Origin of the sequence: Flavobacterium enshiense (assembly GCF_022836875.1) — a bacterium.
GTDB classification, from domain to species: domain Bacteria; phylum Bacteroidota; class Bacteroidia; order Flavobacteriales; family Flavobacteriaceae; genus Flavobacterium; species Flavobacterium enshiense_A.
The window spans coordinates 448,939-468,609 of record NZ_CP090376.1; the positions used below are offsets into that span (position 1 = coordinate 448,939).

Here is a 19,671-nt window from a genome sequence, read left to right on the forward strand (position 1 = left end):
AAAATGAAAAACACTTCAAAAGCTTGCGGTAAAATAAAAACAGCCGTCAAATGACGGCTGCTTTCTATTCAAATTACAAATCAAATCCTGTTATTATGAACCACACATTTCGCAATCTTCAGGTCCTGCAGTTTTAGAACGTTCCAGCATCGCTCTGAATTCATCTTCAGACATCGGTGCGCTTTCGTTGGCTACTTCAGCCGGCACAGGTACTGTTTCTGATTTTTTATCGTTGCTCAATGTGAACTTGATCGCATCTACTGCAGATTTAGTTCTCAAATAGTACATTCCCGTTTTCAAACCAGACTGCCAAGCGTAAAAGTGCATTGATGTCAGTTTAGAAAACGTAGCCCCTTCCATGAACAGGTTCAATGATTGTGACTGGTCAATGAAATAACCACGCTGACGAGACATGTCGATAATATCTTTCATACTCATTTCCCAAACCGTTTTGTACAATTCCTTGATATCCTGCGGAATTCCGTTGATATCCTGAATCGAACCGTTGGCACGCATGATTTCCTGTTTCAGCGTCTCATTCCACAATCCTAAGCTCACTAAATCATGCAACAAATGCTTGTTTACAACGATAAACTCGCCAGACAATACACGACGTGTATAAATATTGGAAGTATACGGTTCAAACGCTTCGTTGTTTCCAAGGATTTGTGACGTAGAAGCTGTTGGCATCGGAGCCATCAACAACGAGTTGCGAACACCGTGCTCCATTACTTCTTTACGAAGTGAAGTCCAGTCCCAACGACCGCTTAAGTCACCGTCGTTTAATCCCCAAAGATTATATTGGAATTCACCCTGAGAAATAGGCGATCCTGCAAATGTTGAGTATGGACCTTCTTCTTTAGCCATTTCCATCGAAGTAGTAACCGCTGCGAAATAAATGGTTTCGAAAATTTCCTGGTTTAATTTTTTAGCTTCATCCGAGGTAAACGGCATTCTCATCAAAATGAATGCATCCGCCAAACCTTGCACGCCCAATCCTACAGGACGGTGACGCAGATTCGAATTTTCAGCTTCCTGCACCGGATAATAATTTCTGTCGATCACCTTGTTCAGGTTGCGTGTAACACGTTTGGTTACATCATACAACAACTCATGATTGAACTGTCCGTTTTCCACGAACATTGGCAATGAAATCGATGCCAAGTTACATACTGCAATTTCATCAGCAGACGTATATTCTAAAATCTCCGTACATAAATTTGATGAACGGATAGTTCCTAAATTTTTCTGGTTTGATTTACGGTTCGCCGCATCTTTATAAAGCATGTATGGCGTTCCTGTCTCAATTTGCGATTCAAGGATTTTCTCCCAAAGCTCACGGGCTTTGATAGTTTTTCTTCCTTTTCCGGCTTGTTCATATTTAATGTACATCGCATCGAACTCATCGCCGTATACATCATACAATCCCGGACATTCGTTCGGACACATTAACGTCCAATGTGCATCATCCTGCACACGTTTCATGAACAAATCGTTCATCCACATGGCGAAGAACAAATCACGCGCTCGCATTTCTTCTTTTCCGTGGTTTTTCTTCAAATCCAGGAAATCGAAAATATCGGCATGCCAAGGTTCGATGTAAATCGCAAAACTTCCTTTACGTTTTCCTCCACCCTGATCTACATAACGAGCCGTATCGTTGAATACGCGCAACATCGGTACGATACCGTTTGAAGTTCCGTTAGTTCCGCGGATATAAGAACCTGTCGCTCTTACATTATGGATAGACAAACCGATTCCTCCCGCTGATTGCGAGATTTTAGCTGTTTGTTTTAATGTATCATAAATTCCGTCGATACTGTCATCCTGCATAGTCAACAGGAAACAAGACGACATTTGCGGTTTTGGTGTTCCGGCATTGAAAAGCGTTGGCGTTGCATGCGTGAAGAATTTCTTCGACATCAACTCATACGTTTCAATCGCAGCAGGAATATCATTTAAGTGGATTCCAACAGACACACGCATTAACATGTGCTGCGGACGCTCAACAATCTTTCCGTTTATGCGTAATAAATACGAGCGCTCTAAGGTTTTAAATCCGAAATAATCGTAGTTGAAATCACGATTATAGATAATTGTAGAATCAAGGATTTCCGCATTAGCCATAATAGCTTCATATACTTCATCAGACAACAAAGGCGAATCCTGCCCTGTTCTCGGATTCACGTAATGATACATATCGGACATCGTTTCCGAGAACGATTTTTTCGTGTTTTTATGCAAGTTGGAAACAGCAATACGCGCTGCCAATTGCGCATAATCCGGATGAGTTACCGTCATGGAAGCCGCAGTTTCAGCCGCTAGATTATCCAATTCGGAAGTGGTTACTCCGTCGTACAAACCTTCAATAACGCGCATAGCCACTTTTACCGGATCAACCAAATCATTTAATCCATAACATAGGATTCTAACTCGGTCCGTAATCTTATCGAACATTACCAGTTCTCTTCTTCCGTCTCTTTTTACTACATACATAGGGTTACTGTTTTGAAGGTTATCTATTTATAATGGCGCTTGGCCGTGAATTGTCTATTTTTTATTTCATTAAAAATCAGCGTCGAAGCTAATTTTTTGCGAATCAGTGTCTTTGTTCAACACTCCTGCTTTTTGGTATTCTGACACTCGTTTTTCGAAGAAATTGGTTTTCCCTTGAAGCGAAATCATATCCATGAAATCAAACGGATTGGCTGAGTTGTACACTTTCGCACAACCTAACTCCACCAATAATCGGTCGGCCACAAACTCTAGATATTGTGTCATTAGCACTGAGTTCATTCCGATCAAACTTACCGGCAATGATTCAGTGATAAACTCTCTCTCGATATTCAACGCATCGGTGATAATCTCGGTAATTCTTGATTTAGAAACCTTATTTACCAAGTGATGGTTATGCAAGTGCACCGCGAAATCACAATGAACTCCTTCATCACGGGAAATCAACTCGTTGGAAAACGTTAAGCCCGGCATCAATCCGCGTTTTTTCAACCAGAAAATAGAACAGAATGCTCCGGAAAAGAAGATACCTTCCACCGCCGCGAAAGCGATCAATCTTTCGGCGAACGAATCCGACTCAATCCATTTTAATGCCCATTCGGCTTTTTTCTTGATTGCCGGAAACACATCGATAGCATGGAACAACTGGTCTTTTTCCTCTTCATTTTTCACATAGGTATCAATCAACAATGAATAAGTCTCACTGTGAATGTTTTCCATCATGATTTGGAAACCATAGAAAAATTTAGCTTCCGGGTACTGCACTTCATTTACGAAATTCTCCGCTAAATTCTCGTTTACGATTCCGTCTGAAGCAGCAAAGAACGCCAGGATATGCTTGATGAAATACTTTTCTTCATCATTCAGCTTAGTGTTCCAGTCGGTTAAATCCTGATGCAAGTCAATTTCTTCCGCAGTCCAGAAACTGGCTTGCGATTTCTTGTACCATTCCCAGATATCATGATGTTTGATAGGGAAAATCACGAAACGATCTTTGTTTTCTTGCAATATAGGTTCGACTACTGACATAGTATGCTGACTTTTATAGGATTAAAAATTGATTAATTAACTAGATTGGGGTTTACAAAGATTGTTATTTGAATTGTAAAAAGAAAGTCAAACTTATTCACAATTTGACCGAGTTTTTAACAATGAAGAATTTTCTTTCTGACTTAAATTTTACATCATAAAACACTGTTTTTCAGTATTTTACAAATATACACCTTTTTTGGTATTTCACCAAAAACACAGTAAAAACAAAGGCTCAAAAGCTTATTAACAATCTAAAAAATGAGGGCTTATTTTTCAAGTTCTTCGGCTACTTTTTCCAATTCCGAATACCACTCCTGACCAAATTTTCGAACAAGAGCTTCCTTGACAAATTTGTATACCGGAACCCCCAGTTCTTTTCCAAGTGAACAGGCATCATCGCAAATATGCCATTTATGATAATTCACCGCAGAAAACTCTGAAAACTCCTTAACACGGACAGGATATAAATGACAGGAAACCGGTTTTTTCCAGTCGACCAAACCTTGATTATAAGCCTGCTCGATACCACAAAGCGCGGTCTTTCCGTCGAAAATCACATATGCACAATCAGCACCGTCTATAAGTGTCGTCTCAAACTCACCGTCTTCTCCCACTACAAAAGTACCTTGCTCCTCGATGGCCGCAATGCCTTCCGGACGCAAAAAGGGTTTTACTTTCGGGAAAATTTCGGCTAAAATTTTTGTTTCTTCTTCCGTTAAAGGTGCACCGGCATCTCCATCCACACAACAAGCCCCTTTACAAGCAGACAAATTGCACACAAACTCCTTCTCTAAAATCTCCTCCGACACTATGGTTTTCCCTAACTGAAACATAATTAAAACTTGTATTTGCCGCAAAGTTACAAAGTTTAAAACCATATTTTCCTAAATATCAAAAATTAACGATTTATTAGTTAAATTTAGTTTCGGAAAGAAATACTTTTGCGCCATCAAAAAAACCACAGCCTTATGGGATTTGACTGGAAAGAAATTTTAACGATCGGAATGGTACTTTTTGCGGTAATCGACATTGTGGGAACGATTCCCATCATAGTGGATTTGCGCACGAAAGTGGGACACATTCAATCGGAAAAAGCATCGATTGTCTCAGGAATCATCATGATTACCTTTCTTTTTGTAGGGGAAGAAATCCTGAAATTCATGGGAGTGGATGTAAAATCCTTTGCAGTGGCCGGTTCCTTTATATTGTTTTTTCTGGCACTCGAAATGATCCTAGGCATAAGTATATACAAAGATGAAGAACCCAAAACAGCCAGCATTGTCCCTTTGGCCTTTCCCCTCATAGCCGGGGCAGGGACCATGACCACTTTGCTTTCCCTTCGAGCACAATACGCATCGATAAACATTGTAATCGCGATTCTCATCAACATCATCATTGTTTATGTCGTATTAAAATTATCCGGGAAAATCGAACATTTGTTAGGAAAAACAGGTCTTGGCGTTATCCGAAAAGTCTTTGGCGTAATACTTTTAGCCATTGCTGTTAAATTATTTGCCGGCAATGTTAAAGGTTTGTTCGTTTAGCCAGATTTTTACTAATTTCACCTATTATTTGACAGCTTTCCAAAAGCACGCGATTTTCCTTACCAAAGACAACGCATACACAAATTACATCAAATACGTTTAACAAATTAAATAGCAAAAATGAAAATTTTTACCTATATCATGATTGCCCTAGCCTTAGGTCTGGTTATTTTCAACGTTACATTACTTGATTTCAAGAACCTTTTCGAAGGCAACAGTTTAGTCGCATTGATCGGAATTGCCGCTTCATTATGCGCGGTTTGCATTTTATTGATTTTCCGTATGTCAAAACTGATTGACGAGAAAACCCGAGGAAATTAATTTATGTTTGACGTCCTTATCATTGGTGGCGGCGTTTCAGGTGTTTCCTGTGCCCTGATTTTGGGGTCTGCCCGTAAAAAAGCTTTTGCTGCCGAAAAACAAATCGGAATCATAACCCATCAGAAAGCATCCTCATTACAGGATGCTATTTTTCATAATGCATATGGGATCCCGAATGGGAAATTAGGTTCCGAGTTACTAACTGAGAGTACGCACCATTTAGCGGATATCTATCCGCATGTTCAACAGATAGAAGACGAGAAAGCACTTAAAGTAGAAGGGGAAGCCGGAAATTTTACCGTCCACACCAATAAAAAATCGTACACTTCAAAAAATATTGTGGTTGCTATTGGCTCTTCCAATCTGTTTGCAATTGAAGGCTTAATGCACTACATCGAACCGCACAAAAAATCGTTGGCTGAAAAAAACCGAATCCAACTCAAAAACATCGACCATAAGGTTGCAGACGGTATTTACGTTTGCGGTACCTTGGCCGGACACCGCAGCCAGCTCACCATAGCTGCCGGAAGCGGAGCCGCAGTAGCAACAGACTTGTTGGTTTTGTGGAATGACGGCATTGAAACACATTCACACGACAGCATCCGTAAATAAATCAAAAAAGGGTTTTCGTATTTGGAAAACCCTTTTTCTTTATTTCTTTTTCAATACTGTTTTTATCATCGCATCTTCTTTCAGCACCATCTCGAAATACTTGCTTTCATCGAACAGCTGTCTTGCAAATTCAGCAGCTATAAACCGTTTTACAGTTGGTTTCTGATTATCCATATTAATAACCAATCCGCTTTTCGAAATATAGCTTTTGAAGTTCTGGAAGTACACATCCGTCGCCTCTAATTTTTGCACTAATTGAGGAAACGTAAGGTTTTGGAATACTTTTCGATCTTTATCCAATTGTTCAAAGACGAAGTAACTCAGCAGTCCGGATTGCATCAACATCCCTAAAGCCTCATCGCCGTGACCGCCTTCAATCGGCACAAAAACATCGGGAATTATCCCTCCGCCACCATAAACGATACGCCCTTTTTTGGTCTTGAACTTTAAACTGTCGGCCACTTTTATACTGTCAGCAGCAAAAAGCTCCCCACTCACAAAACGTTTTTGAAAATCATTAAAATATTCTTCCGTCCCATGATTATAAGGCTTTTGGATTGAACGTCCCGAAGGCGTATAATATCTCGCCACCGTTAATCGCACCGCCGAACCATCACCCAATGGTATTTCTTTTTGCACCAGACCTTTTCCAAAAGAACGACGTCCTACAATAGTACCTCTGTCGTTATCCTGAATGGCACCAGCCAAAATCTCGCTCGCCGAGGCCGTATTTTCGTTGATCAGCACATAGACTTTTCCGTTCTCGAAATTCCCGGCTTCTGTAGCATAGGTCTTATCGATATTGCCTTTTTTATTTTTTGTTTTTACAATGAGTTCGTCATTCTTGAGGAATTCGTCGGCTATCTCGTCTGCCATTTCCATATAACCGCCTCCATTGTCGCGAACATCAACAATAAGCTCCGTTGCTCCTTGTTTTTTTAATCCAAGCAAACCGTTATGAAATTCTTTATAGGTGGTTTCGGCAAAACGGTTAACTTTAATGTAACCGGTCTTCTTATCCAACATAGTGGCAATATCCACGCTTTTTATCGGTATGACTCCTCGGGTAATAGTAACGTTGAATTTTTTATTTTCTGATTTTCTATAGATGGTCAGTTGCACTTTCGAACCTTCTTCCCCTTTCAGTTTTGAAAACAAACTGTCGCTTGGCAATTTCCTTCCGAAGAGTTTTGTTTTACCGGCGTACAGAATTCGGTCACCGGCTTTTAATCCGGCTGCTTCCGATGGCCCTTTTTCAATCGGCTTAATGATGGCAACCGTATCGTTATACATATAGAAATTTACACCAATACCCACAAAATCTCCCTTCATGCTTTGGGACACCTGCTCCATTTCGCCTTTCGCAATGTATACCGAATGCGGATCCAGTTTCTCCAGGATTCCGTTTACCGTCAAATCTACAATCGAATCGGTATTCACATCATCAACATACTCGCTTTCAATTAGTTCGATAAGCTTATTCAGCTTGCTTCGGTTCGAATTCGACGTAAATCCTCTGCCTGGTCCCGAAAAATTCAGGTAACCACCAATGAGTACGCCCACCGCCAAAGCCGTTGCAAGAATAATCGGCAAGTATATTTTTTTAACTCTCATTATCTCTTAATCCAAATCCAATTCAGTAATGATATCTACCTCAACACCGGCTTTTCTCAAAAAATCCAATCCGGAATCGTCCTTATACCCTTCGTGATATACCACACGTTTCACACCCGACTGATGAATCAGTTTACTGCATTCCTTGCAAGGCGAAAGCGTAATATACAACGTAGCTCCTTCACACGACTGGGTGGAACGGGCCACTTTGGAAATCGCATTAGCCTCGGCATGAAGCACATACCATTTAGTCAGCCCTTCATCATCTTCACAGCAATTTTCAAACCCTGATGGTGTCCCATTGTATCCATCGGAAATAATCATTCGGTCTTTTACTATAATTGCTCCTACTTTTTTGCGCTGACAATAGGACAATTGCCCCCATTCTTTAGCAATGCGCAAATAAGCTTTATCGTATTTTTCTTTCTTCTCTACTTTCATTATCAAATTATCTGTTCCAAATATCACTTTCAATTATCATCGGCAGCACAACTCCGGCCACAAAAGCCGACATAACCAAAGACCAGTCCCGTTTTGAAAACCTGAAAAACGTCTGCACAATATAGGATATTATCAAAACCGCTAACACTACTATAATCTGTGCCGCTTCAATTCCTACGGCAAATTCCAATGTTGGAACCAATTTTTCGGTAGCACTCCCCGGCAGTATCGATTTAAAATAGCTTGAAAAACCTAATCCGTGAATGATCCCAAAAAAAACCGTTACCATGGCTATAAACGTAATGCTTTCGTTTTTACCCGATTTTCCCGCCGTAAACAAATTAAACAAAGCAGTAACTAAAATAGTAATTGGAATTAAAAACTCTACCAGTCCGGGTTTGATGTAAACCACACCAAAAACAGAAAGAATCAGTGACAATGTATGACCAAGCGTAAACAATGACACCAGTATAAGTACTCTTTTCCAGTCTTTAAAGGCATATGGAGTAACCAGGGCAATCAGAAACAATATATGATCGTAAGCATTAATATCCAGCACATGATGCAGGCCGATATTAAAATACGTTAGAAATTCGGACATTCAAAACAGTTTTTTAAGATTGGGTTATCAAACTTACAACTTATTTTGATAATTGCTTTCTTCCGTTAAGAAAAGCTTACCAATTTAATCCGAAGGAAACAGAAAATTCGTAAATTTGAGTTAAACAAAAACACACATCTATGTCAATTTCAGATTTATTTGATAGCGAATTCAAGAGTCGTAACAAAGGTCATTTCTCTGCTATTGTAAGAGTAGCCATGGCCGATGGCGACATGAGTACCGAAGCAAAGGCGTTCCTGGACAAGCTTGCAGTCAAACTGGAGATTTCCAAAGACGAATACGAGGAAATCATGGAAAACCCCATGAAATACCCCATTAACGCACCGTCCATTTATATTCACCGACTGGAGCGCTTATATGATTTATCCCGAATGGTATTTGTCGACCACGTTTTGGGTCCAAAACAAAAGGACCTCTTGGCAAAATTTGCTTTAGCCCTTGGTTTCACTCCGGGCAACGTAAAATTAATTGTTGAAAAAGCATTATCCCTTTTGGTACTAAATGTAGATCTGGATACATTTTTATATGAGATGCAGCACATGAATAAATAAAAAAACTCCCGGAATCGGGAGTTTTTATTTTACTTGTATTTCGTCATAAATTCTTCTGCCTTTTCCACCATGTTCTGGCTTCCGCAGAAAAACGGAACTCTTTGATGCAGTTCGGTTGGTTTTATTTCCATGATTCTTTGATAACCGTCTGAAGCCTTTCCTCCTGCCTGTTCTGCAATAAAAGCCATCGGATTACATTCGTACAACAAACGCAGTTTTCCTTTTGGAGCTTTTGAACTTGTCGGATAAATATAGACACCACCTTTAATCATATTTCGGTGGAAATCGGATACCAAACTACCAATATAGCGAGAAGTATACGGACGATCGCCTTCTTCCATCTGACAATATTTGATATAATCTTTCACTCCTTGCGGGAAGTGGATATAATTTCCTTCATTTACCGAATAAATCTTACCGTCTTTAGGATATTGCATGTTTGGGTGCGAAAGGTAGAACGTTCCGATTGCCGGATTCAATGTAAATCCGTTTACGCCGTGTCCGGTAGTATACACCAACATAGTTGACGTACCGTAAATTACATAACCCGCTGCCACTTGCTGGTCGCCTGGCTGTAAAAAATCTTCCAAGGTAACCGGGGTTCCGATAGGTGTTACTCTTCGGTATACCGAAAAAATGGTCCCTACAGAAACATTCACATCGATATTAGAAGACCCGTCCAAAGGATCCATCAGAACCACATATTTATTATTATCGTCTCCAGCTTTTCCGTGAATCGCAATAAAATCATCATTTTCTTCTGAAGCAATACCACAAACGATTTCACGGTTGATCAACGTCTGAATAAAAACCTCATTGGCATAAACGTCTAATTTCTGCTGGTCTTCACCCTGCACATTCTGCTCTCCGGCTGCTCCAACAATATCAACCAAACCGGCTTTATTTACTTTATAATTTACTACCTTTGCAGCCAAACGGATAGCATTGATAATACGTGATAATTCTCCGGAGGAATACTTAAATTCCTCTTGTTTTTCGATGATAAACTCACCTAAGGTATTTTTGCGCTGTTTCATTGTTAGCATGTCATTTTTGCAGTTGCAAATATTAATCATATTTTTGATTTTTAAAGCAACTTTTTCAAATAATATTCACTTCTGAACGAATATAAAAATAAATATTAATGTGTTCCATCTTAATATAATTTCGATATGAAAAAAACACCTTTACTTCTTGCTACATTATTTGCGGTTTTAGGATTGCAAACTGTTAGTGCACAAATCAATTTAGGAGAAAAAGCTTTAGGAGCGGTTCAAAAAGGAGTTACCGGCCTTACTTTTAGCGATGCCGATGCTGCAAACCTTTCCAGAGAAGCGGTTGCCAAAATGGACAAGGAAAATCCGGTAGCCGACGACAAAGATCCTTACGCCATCCGCTTAAAGAGAGTTTTCGGAAAACACGCCAGCGAAAAAGGCTTGACACTTAACTTCAAAGTGTACAAATTAAAAGAAGTAAATGCGTTTGCAACCGCCGACGGAAGCGTAAGAGTCTTCTCCGGACTGATGGACATCATGGACGACAACGAACTTTTAGCCGTAATCGGACATGAAATCGGACACGTAGCCAATCACGATTCTAGAGACGCCATAAAGACAGCCTATCAGAAAGAAGCTTTAACCGATGCTGCTGCTTCACAATCTGCCAGTGTAGCAAAAGTTACCGACAGTCAGTTAGCCAAAATAGGCAGCGCGGTTATCGACAGCCAATACAGCCAGAAACAGGAATCGGATGCCGATATGTATTCGTATGATTTCATGAAACGTAACGGATACAATGTGAATGCTGTCGAATCGGCTTTTACCATTCTTGCCAAATTAAGTGAAGGACAACAATCCTCTTTCATTGAAAGAATGATGAGTTCTCACCCTGATCCAAAAAAGAGAGCTGCCAATGCAAAAGCCAGAGCTGAGAAAGACGGCTTATACAAGCCTTACGTAAAACAAACGGCAAAACCGGCAGCCAAAAAGACTACAACAACTAAGAAAAAGAAAAAATAAAACAATGCTCATCAGGAAAGGAACAGAAAAAGACATGCCGGCCGTATTGGATTTAATCCGCGAACTGGCTGTTTTCGAAAAGGAACCCGATGCCGTAGTGGTTACTGCAGCCGATTTGGTAAGCGACGGTTTTGGCACCAATCCATTATTCCACACTTTCATTGCAGAAGTGGATGGTGACATTGTAGGCATGGCATTGTATTATTACCGATATTCGACCTGGAAGGGAAAAACCATTCACTTGGAGGACCTTATCGTAAAAGAAAAGATGCGTGGTACCGGTTTGGGAATCGCCCTTTATACCGAAATCATGAAACAAGGAAAAGCCAACGGTGTCCGAAGAATCGAATGGAATGTATTGGACTGGAATCAGAACGCCATTGATTTCTATGAAAAATCGGGAGCAAAAGTATTGGACGACTGGAGAGTGGTCCAAATGAACGAAGAAGGAATTGAAGCCTTTTTAAATGGCAACTAACTATATTTAACAACGATCAATCCCAAAGGGTGATTTCGGATTGCGAAGTGATTTTCGGGATTGAAATTTTTAAACAACATGAGAATTTTTAAATTTGGAGGAGCCTCCGTAAAAGATGCCGCCGGTATTAAAAACGTACACAGTGTTTTACAACAGGTAGGTTATGAAGATGTACTTCTTGTAGTTTCGGCTATGGGAAAAACAACCAATGCATTGGAGTTGGTAATCAAGAACTATTTCGAGAAGTCCAAGGAATTGAACGCTTCGATTCAGGAAATAAAGAAATACCACAACCAAATTTTGTTGGATTTGTTTGAAGATGATAAAAACGCTGTCTTCACTGCCGTAAACAAACATTTCCTTGACTTAGAGTACTTCTTAAGCTCGAACAAATCTCCAAATTACAACTTCGTGTATGATCAGGTTGTAAGTATGGGAGAAATTATTTCGACTACCATTTTAAGTCATTACTTCAATCATGCGGGCATTAAAAACCATTGGGTTGACGTTCGTAATTTCATCAAAACCGACAACACCTATCGTGATGCTATCGTAGACTGGGATACTACTCAGAAAACGATCTCCAAAAACATAAAGAGAAAAGTATTGAACATCACTCAGGGATTCTTGGGTTCGGATGAAAACAACTTCACAACTACCTTAGGTCGTGAAGGTTCCGATTATACAGCTGCTATTTTTGCTTACTGTTTAAACGCCGAAAGCGTAACCATCTGGAAAGACGTTCCGGGAGTTTTAAATGCCGATCCGAGATATTTCGAGAACACGACTTTATTAAATCAGATTTCGTATCGTGAAGCTATTGAGCTTGCGTTTTACGGAGCTTCGGTTATCCACCCGAAAACGTTACAGCCGCTTCAAAGCAAAGAGATTCCGTTGTATGTAAAATCGTTTTTGAATCCGCTTTTACCAGGGACCAGCATTGCCAAAGGAAGCCATTTGGAACCGGAAACATCATGTTTCATTGTAAAGAAAAACCAATTGTTGCTTTCCCTTTCTTCCATCGACTTCTCATTTATCATGGAGGAAAACATCAGTGAAATTTTCGCTTTGTTCCACAAATACAAAATCAAGGTAAGTTTGATTCAGAATACTGCCATCAGTTTCTCTGTTTGTATTGAAGACAAGTTTGGTAATTTTGGAGAACTGAAAAACATCTTGGCGAAGAAATTCAAAATTTTCTACAACGAAAATGTATCGCTATACACCATTCGTCATTTTACCGACAAAGCCATCAGCATGGTAGAGAAAGACAAAACGGTTCTGGTAAAACAAATGAGCCGCGAAACGATGCAGATCGTAACACAAGAATAATTTTATGCAGCAGGGTTCGCTGAAAGAAATCGGAAAACTGTTTTTAAAACTGGGGCTGATTGCTTTTGGCGGACCCGCCGCTCATATTGCCATGATGCGGGATGAAGTCGTTCGCAAACGCCAATGGATGAACGACGACCACTTTATGGATTTAGTGGGAGCCACCAACCTGATTCCCGGTCCGAACAGTACGGAATTGGCAATACACTTGGGCAAAGAAAAAGGAGGCTGGAAAGGCCTTGTACTCGCAGGCCTATGCTTTATCCTTCCCGCTGTATTCATCACACTGGGTTTGGCATGGCTGTATAAAAACTACGGAACGTTACCTGAAATTCAACCGTTCATTTACGGCATAAAACCCGCCATTATTGCCATCATCCTTTCCGCAATTTATCCTCTGGCAAAAACTTCCTTAAAATCCAATTTCCTGGTTGTAATAGGTCTCCTTGCATTGACCGCTTCTTTTTTAGGAATTAACGAAATCGTCGTGCTTTTCGGATCCGGATTGCTGGCTTTGACCGTACATTATTTAAAAAATTCCCGAAAACACGCCAACAGTTTTATACCTATTGGCCTGATTACAGCTTCCAACAGCCAACTCTTTTTCATCTTTCTGAAAATTGGTTCGATTTTATACGGTAGCGGCTATGTCCTGTTCGCCTTTCTGGATTCGGAACTGGTACAAACCGGCATGCTTTCAAGACAAACACTCATTGACGCCATAGCTGTCGGGCAATTTAGTCCCGGCCCAGTTTTTTCTTCCGTAACGTTCATTGGTTATCAGATTAATGGTTATGCGGGCGCTTTGGTGGCAACTATCGGAATATTTCTTCCATCTTTTGTCTTTGTGGCTGCATTGAATCCTTTGGTGAAGAGAATGCGGAATTCCGTTCTTTTCTCTTCCTTCCTGGATGCCGTAAATGTGGCTTCGGTGGCATTGATCATCGTTGTCTGTTTCATTATGGGAAAAGAATCTGTAACCGAATGGAAAACCATACTCATTGCATCCATAAGCCTGATAATAACCTTTGGTTTTCGAAAAACAAACAGCGCATGGGTGGTTTTAGGAGGCTCGCTTTTGGGTTATCTGCTTTCATTGGTATAAAACGGGGAGAATTTCTCGATTAATTACACTACTTTTGGCAAATTCGAGTTATAGTAGTTATGTTGAAACAGGCGTATTTACTTCTTTTTTTTCTTTGTTTTTCTGTCGTATGGGCTCAGGAAATCAAAACGCCTTATCAAACCAAAAAAATTGCGGTATCCGAAAAGCCGGTTTCGATTGACAGCACTAGTATCAACAAGGAATTTTTTAAACTTTTAGACCGATCCGGCAACGAAATCGACACCCTTTATTACAAAGTCGATTATCAGAAAGGAACCTTGGTTTTCCGAAACGATTTTCAAACCCAGGACACGCTTACGGTACGCTATTTAAAATTTCCCGAATATCTGACCAAAAAATATAGCATTTACGACCAAAGCCGGGTTGTCAGCAACGAAGCAGGCCAGAATCTGTACCGGGTTTCCCGGGAGCCGATTACAACCTTCAAACCTTTTGACGGATTGAACACCTCGGGAAGTATTTCGCGCGGGGTTACCGTGGGAAACAATCAGAACGTGGTGGTAAATTCCAATCTCGACTTACAGATTACCGGAAAAATTTCGGAAAAAGTAAGTCTGCGTGCTTCCTTGCAAGACAGTAATATTCCGCTACAGGAAGGTGGTTATTCGCAAAAACTGGATGAATTCGACCAGATTTTCGTGGAATTGTTTTCCGACAGTTGGGCCATTCGCGCCGGTGACCTGTTTCTGGAAAACCGGCAATCCCGCTTTTTGAATTTCAACAAGAAAGTACAAGGCCTCTCCACACATTTTACCTTTGGGCAACCGGAAAACAAAACCGATTTATTTGTATCTGGAGCCATTGTTCGCGGGCAATATGCCAAAAGTACCTTTACGGGACAGGAGGGTAATCAGGGACCATACAAACTAACCGGACCTAACGGCGAATTGTATGTTTTGGTAATCTCTGGTTCTGAACGGGTTTATGTGAACGGAATACTGCTGGAACGCGGCGAAAACAACGATTATATCATCGATTACAACGCCGGTGAAATCCGATTTACTTCTTTGTTCCCGATAACTTCGGAAATGCGTATCAACGTAGAATATCAATATTCCGAAAGGAGCTACACCCGATTCGTAACTTATGGAGGCGTAACCCACGAACGCGAGAAATGGAGCATAGGCACTTTTCTATATTCTGAAAACGATGTAAAAAACCAGCCTTTACAGCAAAGCTTGTCTCCGGAACAGGCCCAGATACTAGTTGATGCGGGTGACAATCCCGACTTGATGATATCTCCTTCTGCCTACGAAGACAGCTATTCGGAAAATAAAATTCTGTATAAAAAAGTACTGCTAGGCAGCATAGAAGTTTTTGAATATTCCAACAATCCAGGCGATGTGCTGTATAATGTAAAATTTACGCTGTTAGGCAACAATCTCGGGAATTATGTTTTGTCAAGCAATCAGGCTATCGGTCGAATTTACGAATATGTGGCACCGATTGCAGGTATTCCACAAGGAAATTATGAACCCATTACACGATTGGTTCCGCCCACGAAAATTCAGATTGCGACCGTTTTGGGAAAATACAATCCGAGTGAAAAAACCCATGTTGATTTTGAATTCGGTCTAAGCAATAACGATAAAAACATGTTTTCTTCCATTGACGACAATGACAATCAGGGTGTCGCGGGAAAAATCAATGCAAAACAACGTCTTTTCTCTCGTAAATGGAATGTGGATGCATTTGCCGATTACCAATTCGTACAGAAAGAATTCAGAACCATTGAGCGTTTGTTTACCATTGAGTTTAATCGTGACTGGAATTTAACCAATCCGCAAGGCGATCAGAGTTTGCTGATTTCCGGAGTTAACTTTGAACTACCCGGTAAAGGATTCGCCCGTTATCAACTGGAAAAATTAGACTTTACGGAAAACTTTACGGGAACCCGCCATGTAGTCGATGGTTTATTCAAACTGAACCAATGGACCTTCTCCAACAACAGCAGTGCCTTACAGAGTGATTCAAGGGAAACTGATTCCCGTTTTATCCGAAGTCAGACCCTGGCAAAATACCATTTCAAAAGGAATTGGGTGGGCGGCAGTTTCCGTATGGAAAACAATAAAGAAAAAAACAAGGCTACCGATGCATTCTCGCCTTTAAGTCAGCGCTACAAAGAATTCGGCACTTTCATTGGACGCGGCGACAGCACCAAAGTATTTACCGAAATCGGGTATTTGCATCGAAGTAATGACAGTTTGCAGAACGGTTTTATTCAAAAAGTAAACACCTCGGATTCTTATTATCTCAAATCGAAACTGATACAAACCGAAAAGAGTGATTTGGGTGTTTTTGTTAACTACCGTAATCTTAAGTTTGAGGACCCTGCACGCGCGGATGAGCCTTCATTGAATTCCCGCATATTGTATACCGATCGTTTTTTCAATCAGTTGATTCAGACCGCTACGACTTACGAAACAGGCTCAGGAACCCTTGCACAACAGGAATATACTTATCTGGAGGTCGAACCCGGCCAGGGAGTTTACACCTGGAACGATTATAACGGCAACGGCGTTCAGGAATTGCAGGAGTTCGAAGTAGCGCCGTATCCGGATTTGGCAATCTATGTGCGCGTTTTTCTTCCGAATCAGATTTATGTAAAAACCCACCAGAATAAATTTTCGCAATCCCTCACTCTGAATCCGATCCAGTGGCAAAATGCAACGGATTACAAAAAAATACTGTCCTATTTTTACAATCAGACTTCTTTTTTGATGGATCGTAAAATTGAACGTAAAGGCGACAATTTTGACCTAAATCCGTTTTCTTCCAGTGACAAAGACTTGTTAGGGATGAATTCAACCTTCCGCAACAGTTTATTTTACAACAGAGGAAAACAACTTCATTCGGTAACGTATACTTACCTTAACATCCATGCTAAAGCACTTCTTTCTGCCGGATCGCAAGAAAACCGATCGTATTCCCATCAACTGCAATATGCACATCTGGTGCAAAAAATATGGTTATTCAATTTTGACGGACAAACCCTTTCAAGCAGGGTCGATTCCGAAAATTATGCCAGTAAAAACTATGTCCTAAAAGGCTATCTGTTGGCTCCGAAAGTTTCCTATCTTTTTTCGCAAAATGCCAGCTGGGATGTTTTCTATGAATTTCAGAATAAAGAAAACCAGATTAATGCCATGGAAAAACTAAACCGGCACAGGATGGGAACTTCATTCAACTATTCCTCTGAAAAGAAATTTACAGCTAACGGAGAATTTTCATTTTATAAAAATGCCTTTGATGGTAATCAGTTCTCACCTGTAGCTTACCAGATGCTGGAAGGGCTGCAGCCCGGAAAAAACCTGACGTGGAATTTACTTCTTCAGAAAAATTTAACCCAATATCTGGATGTGAATGTCAATTATCAGGGACGAAAAAGTGAAACCAGTCAGACCATCCATACGGGAAGCATTCAATTAAGAGCTTATTTTTAACAGGTTACATTTCAAAAACAACGTAATAAACACTATCTTTGAGTTTATCAAATTTTGAAAGATGACTATAAAACCCATATCAGGCTTGCTTATAGTAGCCACTATATCCTTAGTTTCCTGTAAAAAAGAGGAAACAGCCGAAAAAAATACAGCAGATCAAAAACCGGTACCTTCAGTGTATGAGATCGTAAACGGAACTAATGTGTCGCAACAGCCTGTACAACCGCAGCAAAATATGACCGTTACGCCGACTCAAACGACTACAACGGTTACACCTCCGGCTCAGCCTGTTGTTGCTAAAGGAATGAATCCGGCTCACGGGCAACCCGGACACCGTTGTGACATCCCGGTGGGGGCTCCTTTGAATTCACCTCCAGGGAAACCGACACCACCTCAAGGAGTAACACAAGCTCAAAAAACAAACAGTCAGAACTTCACAGTTACCCCGACAAGCCTTACTCCAACAGGAAATACGACTACATCGTCCCAAAATTCAGCGGTTCCGGAACTGTTGAGTACTCCTACAACTGAAACAGCACCGGGAATGAACCCTCCGCATGGTCAGGCCGGTCACCGTTGTGATATTGCCGTTGGAGCTCCTTTACCGAAATCATAAAAAACACTTTATCCAATAATAAAAAACACGAAAAGCTACGTGAGTATCGCAGCTTTTCGTGTTTTTATTTTCCGACAATTGCTTTATCAAAAAACGTCTGATAGAGTAATTATCCCCCTTTTGTAAATTTTTCGACTTTGTTATCAATAGGTTTTAATGTTTTCAAATAATCATAAATAGCCGCTAAATCTTCGTTTTTCATGCCTGCATACATAGTCCAGGGCATTATGGAATTGTATTCTCCAAGTTTAATACCCGTCTGAATTTTTGAGAGGTCTTCATGTGACTTAAACAAAGTGATAAAGGTTTCCTTAGACCATTGCCCGATTCCTGACCCGTGGGGCGTGATATTAGCGGAACGCACTATAGAACCATCCGGGAACGGAAATTCCCTTCCGCCGCCGAATTCCATACCGGGAACAAATTTCCCTTTTTCAAATTGGGTATGACAATCGACACAGGAAGCAGCCGTAGCCAAATAATTCCCATATGTCACAGTATTGTTCGGATCCGGTCTTTTGGAAGGATTTGCTTTTTTCGGTATGGTATTAATGATGAAATTCATAGGGAAGTCTGATGAAGATTCCGGGATTTTATTTTCGATTGGCGCCAATGTACGGACATATGCAATGATTGCCTTAACATCTTCGGGATCCATCTTACCGTAATTATGAAATGGCATCACAGGGAACATCGCTTCCCCTTTTTTGTTCACACCGGTAGTAATAGCACGGTAAAGCTCTCCATCTGTATAATCGCTGATTCCTGAAGGCGTAATGTTTTTGGAAAAATACGAGCCGGGAAAACCAAATTTCTGATCGAACAACTCACCCCCCATTCCAGTACTGCCAGGTACTATAGGCCCTGAAAATTTAGACCAATCCCTTTTGGAATGACAGTCGATACATATAGTAACGTGGTTGGCCAGATATCTTCCTCTTTCAATTTTTTCGGGGGTAGCTACCACTTTCATGGCTGGGGGCTCACCCACATCGGGAAGCGCCATTTTTACATACAGCATTGCCGAGAAAACCACAACAATTAAAAGCAATCCCAAAATCAACAGTGTTTTTTTGATTCCATTCATAATATTCATTTTTAATATTGAACTCGACTTAAAGAATCAGGGCACGGTAAACACATTCTAAACCTTTGAAAAGCAGGCTGATAAATTTATTAAAAAAACATGAAATTTCCGATAGCGTTTATCCGAATATTCAGTACGCTTGACGAATAAAGGAAGTTGTTCAGAGAAGTTTACAGATAAACAATTGATGCAAAAACAAAAGACCCTTGCAAACAATGCGTTTGCAAGGGTCTTAAATTTTAACTGTGGAGAAGATGGGGCTCGAACCCACGACCTCTTGACTGCCAGTCAAGCACTCTAGCCAACTGAGCTACATCCCC

18 protein-coding genes and 1 tRNA gene are annotated in these 19,671 nt (G+C 40.6%); 10 read left to right on the forward strand and 9 right to left on the reverse strand.

The window, feature by feature from the left end:
• Nucleotides 1-93: 93 nt before the first annotated feature.
• The 3 genes from LZF87_RS02045 to LZF87_RS02055 all read right to left on the reverse strand — a co-directional run bounded on the left by LZF87_RS02045 (nt 94) and on the right by LZF87_RS02055 (nt 4,379).
• Nucleotides 94-2,496, reverse strand: coding sequence for a ribonucleoside-diphosphate reductase subunit alpha (locus tag LZF87_RS02045; RefSeq protein ID WP_244340850.1), 2,403 nt, complete (start codon nt 2,494-2,496; stop codon nt 94-96).
• A gap of 69 nt (nt 2,497-2,565) precedes the next feature.
• A complete protein-coding gene (locus LZF87_RS02050; RefSeq protein ID WP_244340874.1) occupies nt 2,566-3,543 on the reverse strand; it encodes a ribonucleotide-diphosphate reductase subunit beta in 978 nt (325 codons plus the stop codon).
• Between the two features lie 269 nt (nt 3,544-3,812).
• Entirely contained in the window at nt 3,813-4,379 is a 567-nt protein-coding gene (locus LZF87_RS02055; RefSeq protein WP_244340886.1) for a DUF3109 family protein, read from the reverse strand.
• Between the two features lie 135 nt (nt 4,380-4,514).
• On the opposite strand from LZF87_RS02055, the gene LZF87_RS02060 reads away from it, so the two are divergent.
• The 3 genes from LZF87_RS02060 (at nt 4,515) to LZF87_RS02070 (ending at nt 6,023) form a co-directional block, all read left to right on the forward strand.
• Entirely contained in the window at nt 4,515-5,090 is a 576-nt protein-coding gene (locus LZF87_RS02060; protein WP_244340892.1) for a MarC family protein, read from the forward strand.
• 120 nt (nt 5,091-5,210) lie between these two features.
• Complete coding sequence (locus LZF87_RS02065) at nt 5,211-5,411, forward strand: hypothetical protein (RefSeq protein WP_244340900.1); 201 nt, start codon at nt 5,211-5,213, stop codon at nt 5,409-5,411.
• Between the two features lie 3 nt (nt 5,412-5,414).
• Nucleotides 5,415-6,023 carry an FAD-dependent oxidoreductase gene (locus LZF87_RS02070; RefSeq protein ID WP_244340912.1) on the forward strand — a complete coding sequence of 203 codons (609 nt, stop codon included), beginning with the start codon at nt 5,415-5,417 and terminating at the stop codon, nt 6,021-6,023.
• A 39-nt stretch (nt 6,024-6,062) separates the two neighbouring features.
• Here the strand turns inward: LZF87_RS02070 and LZF87_RS02075 are convergent, their stop codons facing one another.
• Genes LZF87_RS02075 through LZF87_RS02085 form a run of 3 tightly spaced genes read right to left on the reverse strand, consistent with a single transcriptional unit; the run spans nt 6,063 to nt 8,679 of the window.
• Nucleotides 6,063-7,637, reverse strand: coding sequence for a S41 family peptidase (locus tag LZF87_RS02075; RefSeq protein WP_244340927.1), 1,575 nt, complete (start codon nt 7,635-7,637; stop codon nt 6,063-6,065).
• Between the two features lie 6 nt (nt 7,638-7,643).
• A complete protein-coding gene (locus LZF87_RS02080; RefSeq protein ID WP_244340929.1) occupies nt 7,644-8,078 on the reverse strand; it encodes a deoxycytidylate deaminase in 435 nt (144 codons plus the stop codon).
• Between the two features lie 7 nt (nt 8,079-8,085).
• Entirely contained in the window at nt 8,086-8,679 is a 594-nt protein-coding gene (locus LZF87_RS02085) for a HupE/UreJ family protein (RefSeq protein ID WP_244340933.1), read from the reverse strand.
• 140 nt (nt 8,680-8,819) lie between these two features.
• On the opposite strand from LZF87_RS02085, the gene LZF87_RS02090 reads away from it, so the two are divergent.
• Nucleotides 8,820-9,251 (forward strand): TerB family tellurite resistance protein, encoded by a 432-nt coding sequence (locus LZF87_RS02090; RefSeq protein ID WP_244340935.1) that lies wholly within the window; start codon nt 8,820-8,822, stop codon nt 9,249-9,251.
• 29 nt (nt 9,252-9,280) lie between these two features.
• On the opposite strand, the gene fbp is transcribed toward LZF87_RS02090, so the two are convergent.
• Nucleotides 9,281-10,288 (reverse strand): class 1 fructose-bisphosphatase, encoded by a 1,008-nt coding sequence (gene fbp / locus LZF87_RS02095; protein WP_244340937.1) that lies wholly within the window; start codon nt 10,286-10,288, stop codon nt 9,281-9,283.
• A 135-nt stretch (nt 10,289-10,423) separates the two neighbouring features.
• On the opposite strand from fbp, the gene LZF87_RS02100 reads away from it, so the two are divergent.
• From LZF87_RS02100 to LZF87_RS02125, 6 genes are all read left to right on the forward strand, one after another.
• The gene (locus tag LZF87_RS02100) at nt 10,424-11,269 is read left to right on the forward strand and encodes a M48 family metalloprotease (protein WP_244340939.1); all 846 of its coding nucleotides are present in this window, start codon (nt 10,424-10,426) and stop codon (nt 11,267-11,269) included.
• Between the two features lie 4 nt (nt 11,270-11,273).
• Complete coding sequence (locus LZF87_RS02105; RefSeq protein ID WP_244340941.1) at nt 11,274-11,747, forward strand: GNAT family N-acetyltransferase; 474 nt, start codon at nt 11,274-11,276, stop codon at nt 11,745-11,747.
• Between the two features lie 78 nt (nt 11,748-11,825).
• Nucleotides 11,826-13,079: an aspartate kinase gene (locus LZF87_RS02110; RefSeq protein WP_244340943.1), complete on the forward strand. Its 1,254-nt coding sequence runs from the start codon at nt 11,826-11,828 to the stop codon at nt 13,077-13,079.
• Nucleotides 13,080-13,083: 4 nt separating this feature from the next.
• On the forward strand, nt 13,084-14,184 hold the full coding sequence (chrA, locus tag LZF87_RS02115; RefSeq protein WP_244340945.1) for a chromate efflux transporter: 1,101 nt from the start codon (nt 13,084-13,086) through the stop codon (nt 14,182-14,184).
• Nucleotides 14,185-14,243: 59 nt separating this feature from the next.
• The gene (locus LZF87_RS02120) at nt 14,244-17,648 is read left to right on the forward strand and encodes a hypothetical protein (RefSeq protein ID WP_244340947.1); all 3,405 of its coding nucleotides are present in this window, start codon (nt 14,244-14,246) and stop codon (nt 17,646-17,648) included.
• Between the two features lie 61 nt (nt 17,649-17,709).
• A complete protein-coding gene (locus LZF87_RS02125; RefSeq protein ID WP_244340949.1) occupies nt 17,710-18,264 on the forward strand; it encodes a hypothetical protein in 555 nt (184 codons plus the stop codon).
• A 109-nt stretch (nt 18,265-18,373) separates the two neighbouring features.
• Here the strand turns inward: LZF87_RS02125 and LZF87_RS02130 are convergent, their stop codons facing one another.
• Together LZF87_RS02130 and LZF87_RS02135 are read right to left on the reverse strand one after the other, a co-directional pair.
• On the reverse strand, nt 18,374-19,351 hold the full coding sequence (locus LZF87_RS02130) for a c-type cytochrome (RefSeq protein ID WP_244340951.1): 978 nt from the start codon (nt 19,349-19,351) through the stop codon (nt 18,374-18,376).
• 246 nt (nt 19,352-19,597) lie between these two features.
• Nucleotides 19,598-19,671 (reverse strand) — tRNA-Ala (locus LZF87_RS02135).

Coding starts and splice junctions, on each gene's coding strand:
- LZF87_RS02100 (WP_244340939.1), top strand. CDS start 10,424: ATGAAAAAAACACCTTTACTTCTTGCTACATTATTTGCGGTTTTAGGA.
- LZF87_RS02065 (WP_244340900.1), top strand. CDS start 5,211: ATGAAAATTTTTACCTATATCATGATTGCCCTAGCCTTAGGTCTGGTT.
- LZF87_RS02085 (WP_244340933.1), bottom strand. CDS start 8,679: ATGTCCGAATTTCTAACGTATTTTAATATCGGCCTGCATCATGTGCTG.
- LZF87_RS02090 (WP_244340935.1), top strand. CDS start 8,820: ATGTCAATTTCAGATTTATTTGATAGCGAATTCAAGAGTCGTAACAAA.
- chrA (WP_244340945.1), top strand. CDS start 13,084: ATGCAGCAGGGTTCGCTGAAAGAAATCGGAAAACTGTTTTTAAAACTG.
- LZF87_RS02045 (WP_244340850.1), bottom strand. CDS start 2,496: ATGTATGTAGTAAAAAGAGACGGAAGAAGAGAACTGGTAATGTTCGAT.
- LZF87_RS02050 (WP_244340874.1), bottom strand. CDS start 3,543: ATGTCAGTAGTCGAACCTATATTGCAAGAAAACAAAGATCGTTTCGTG.
- LZF87_RS02060 (WP_244340892.1), top strand. CDS start 4,515: ATGGGATTTGACTGGAAAGAAATTTTAACGATCGGAATGGTACTTTTT.
- LZF87_RS02110 (WP_244340943.1), top strand. CDS start 11,826: ATGAGAATTTTTAAATTTGGAGGAGCCTCCGTAAAAGATGCCGCCGGT.
- LZF87_RS02105 (WP_244340941.1), top strand. CDS start 11,274: ATGCTCATCAGGAAAGGAACAGAAAAAGACATGCCGGCCGTATTGGAT.
- LZF87_RS02120 (WP_244340947.1), top strand. CDS start 14,244: ATGTTGAAACAGGCGTATTTACTTCTTTTTTTTCTTTGTTTTTCTGTC.
- LZF87_RS02075 (WP_244340927.1), bottom strand. CDS start 7,637: ATGAGAGTTAAAAAAATATACTTGCCGATTATTCTTGCAACGGCTTTG.
- LZF87_RS02080 (WP_244340929.1), bottom strand. CDS start 8,078: ATGAAAGTAGAGAAGAAAGAAAAATACGATAAAGCTTATTTGCGCATT.
- LZF87_RS02070 (WP_244340912.1), top strand. CDS start 5,415: ATGTTTGACGTCCTTATCATTGGTGGCGGCGTTTCAGGTGTTTCCTGT.
- LZF87_RS02055 (WP_244340886.1), bottom strand. CDS start 4,379: ATGTTTCAGTTAGGGAAAACCATAGTGTCGGAGGAGATTTTAGAGAAG.
- fbp (WP_244340937.1), bottom strand. CDS start 10,288: ATGAAACAGCGCAAAAATACCTTAGGTGAGTTTATCATCGAAAAACAA.
- LZF87_RS02130 (WP_244340951.1), bottom strand. CDS start 19,351: ATGAATGGAATCAAAAAAACACTGTTGATTTTGGGATTGCTTTTAATT.
- LZF87_RS02125 (WP_244340949.1), top strand. CDS start 17,710: ATGACTATAAAACCCATATCAGGCTTGCTTATAGTAGCCACTATATCC.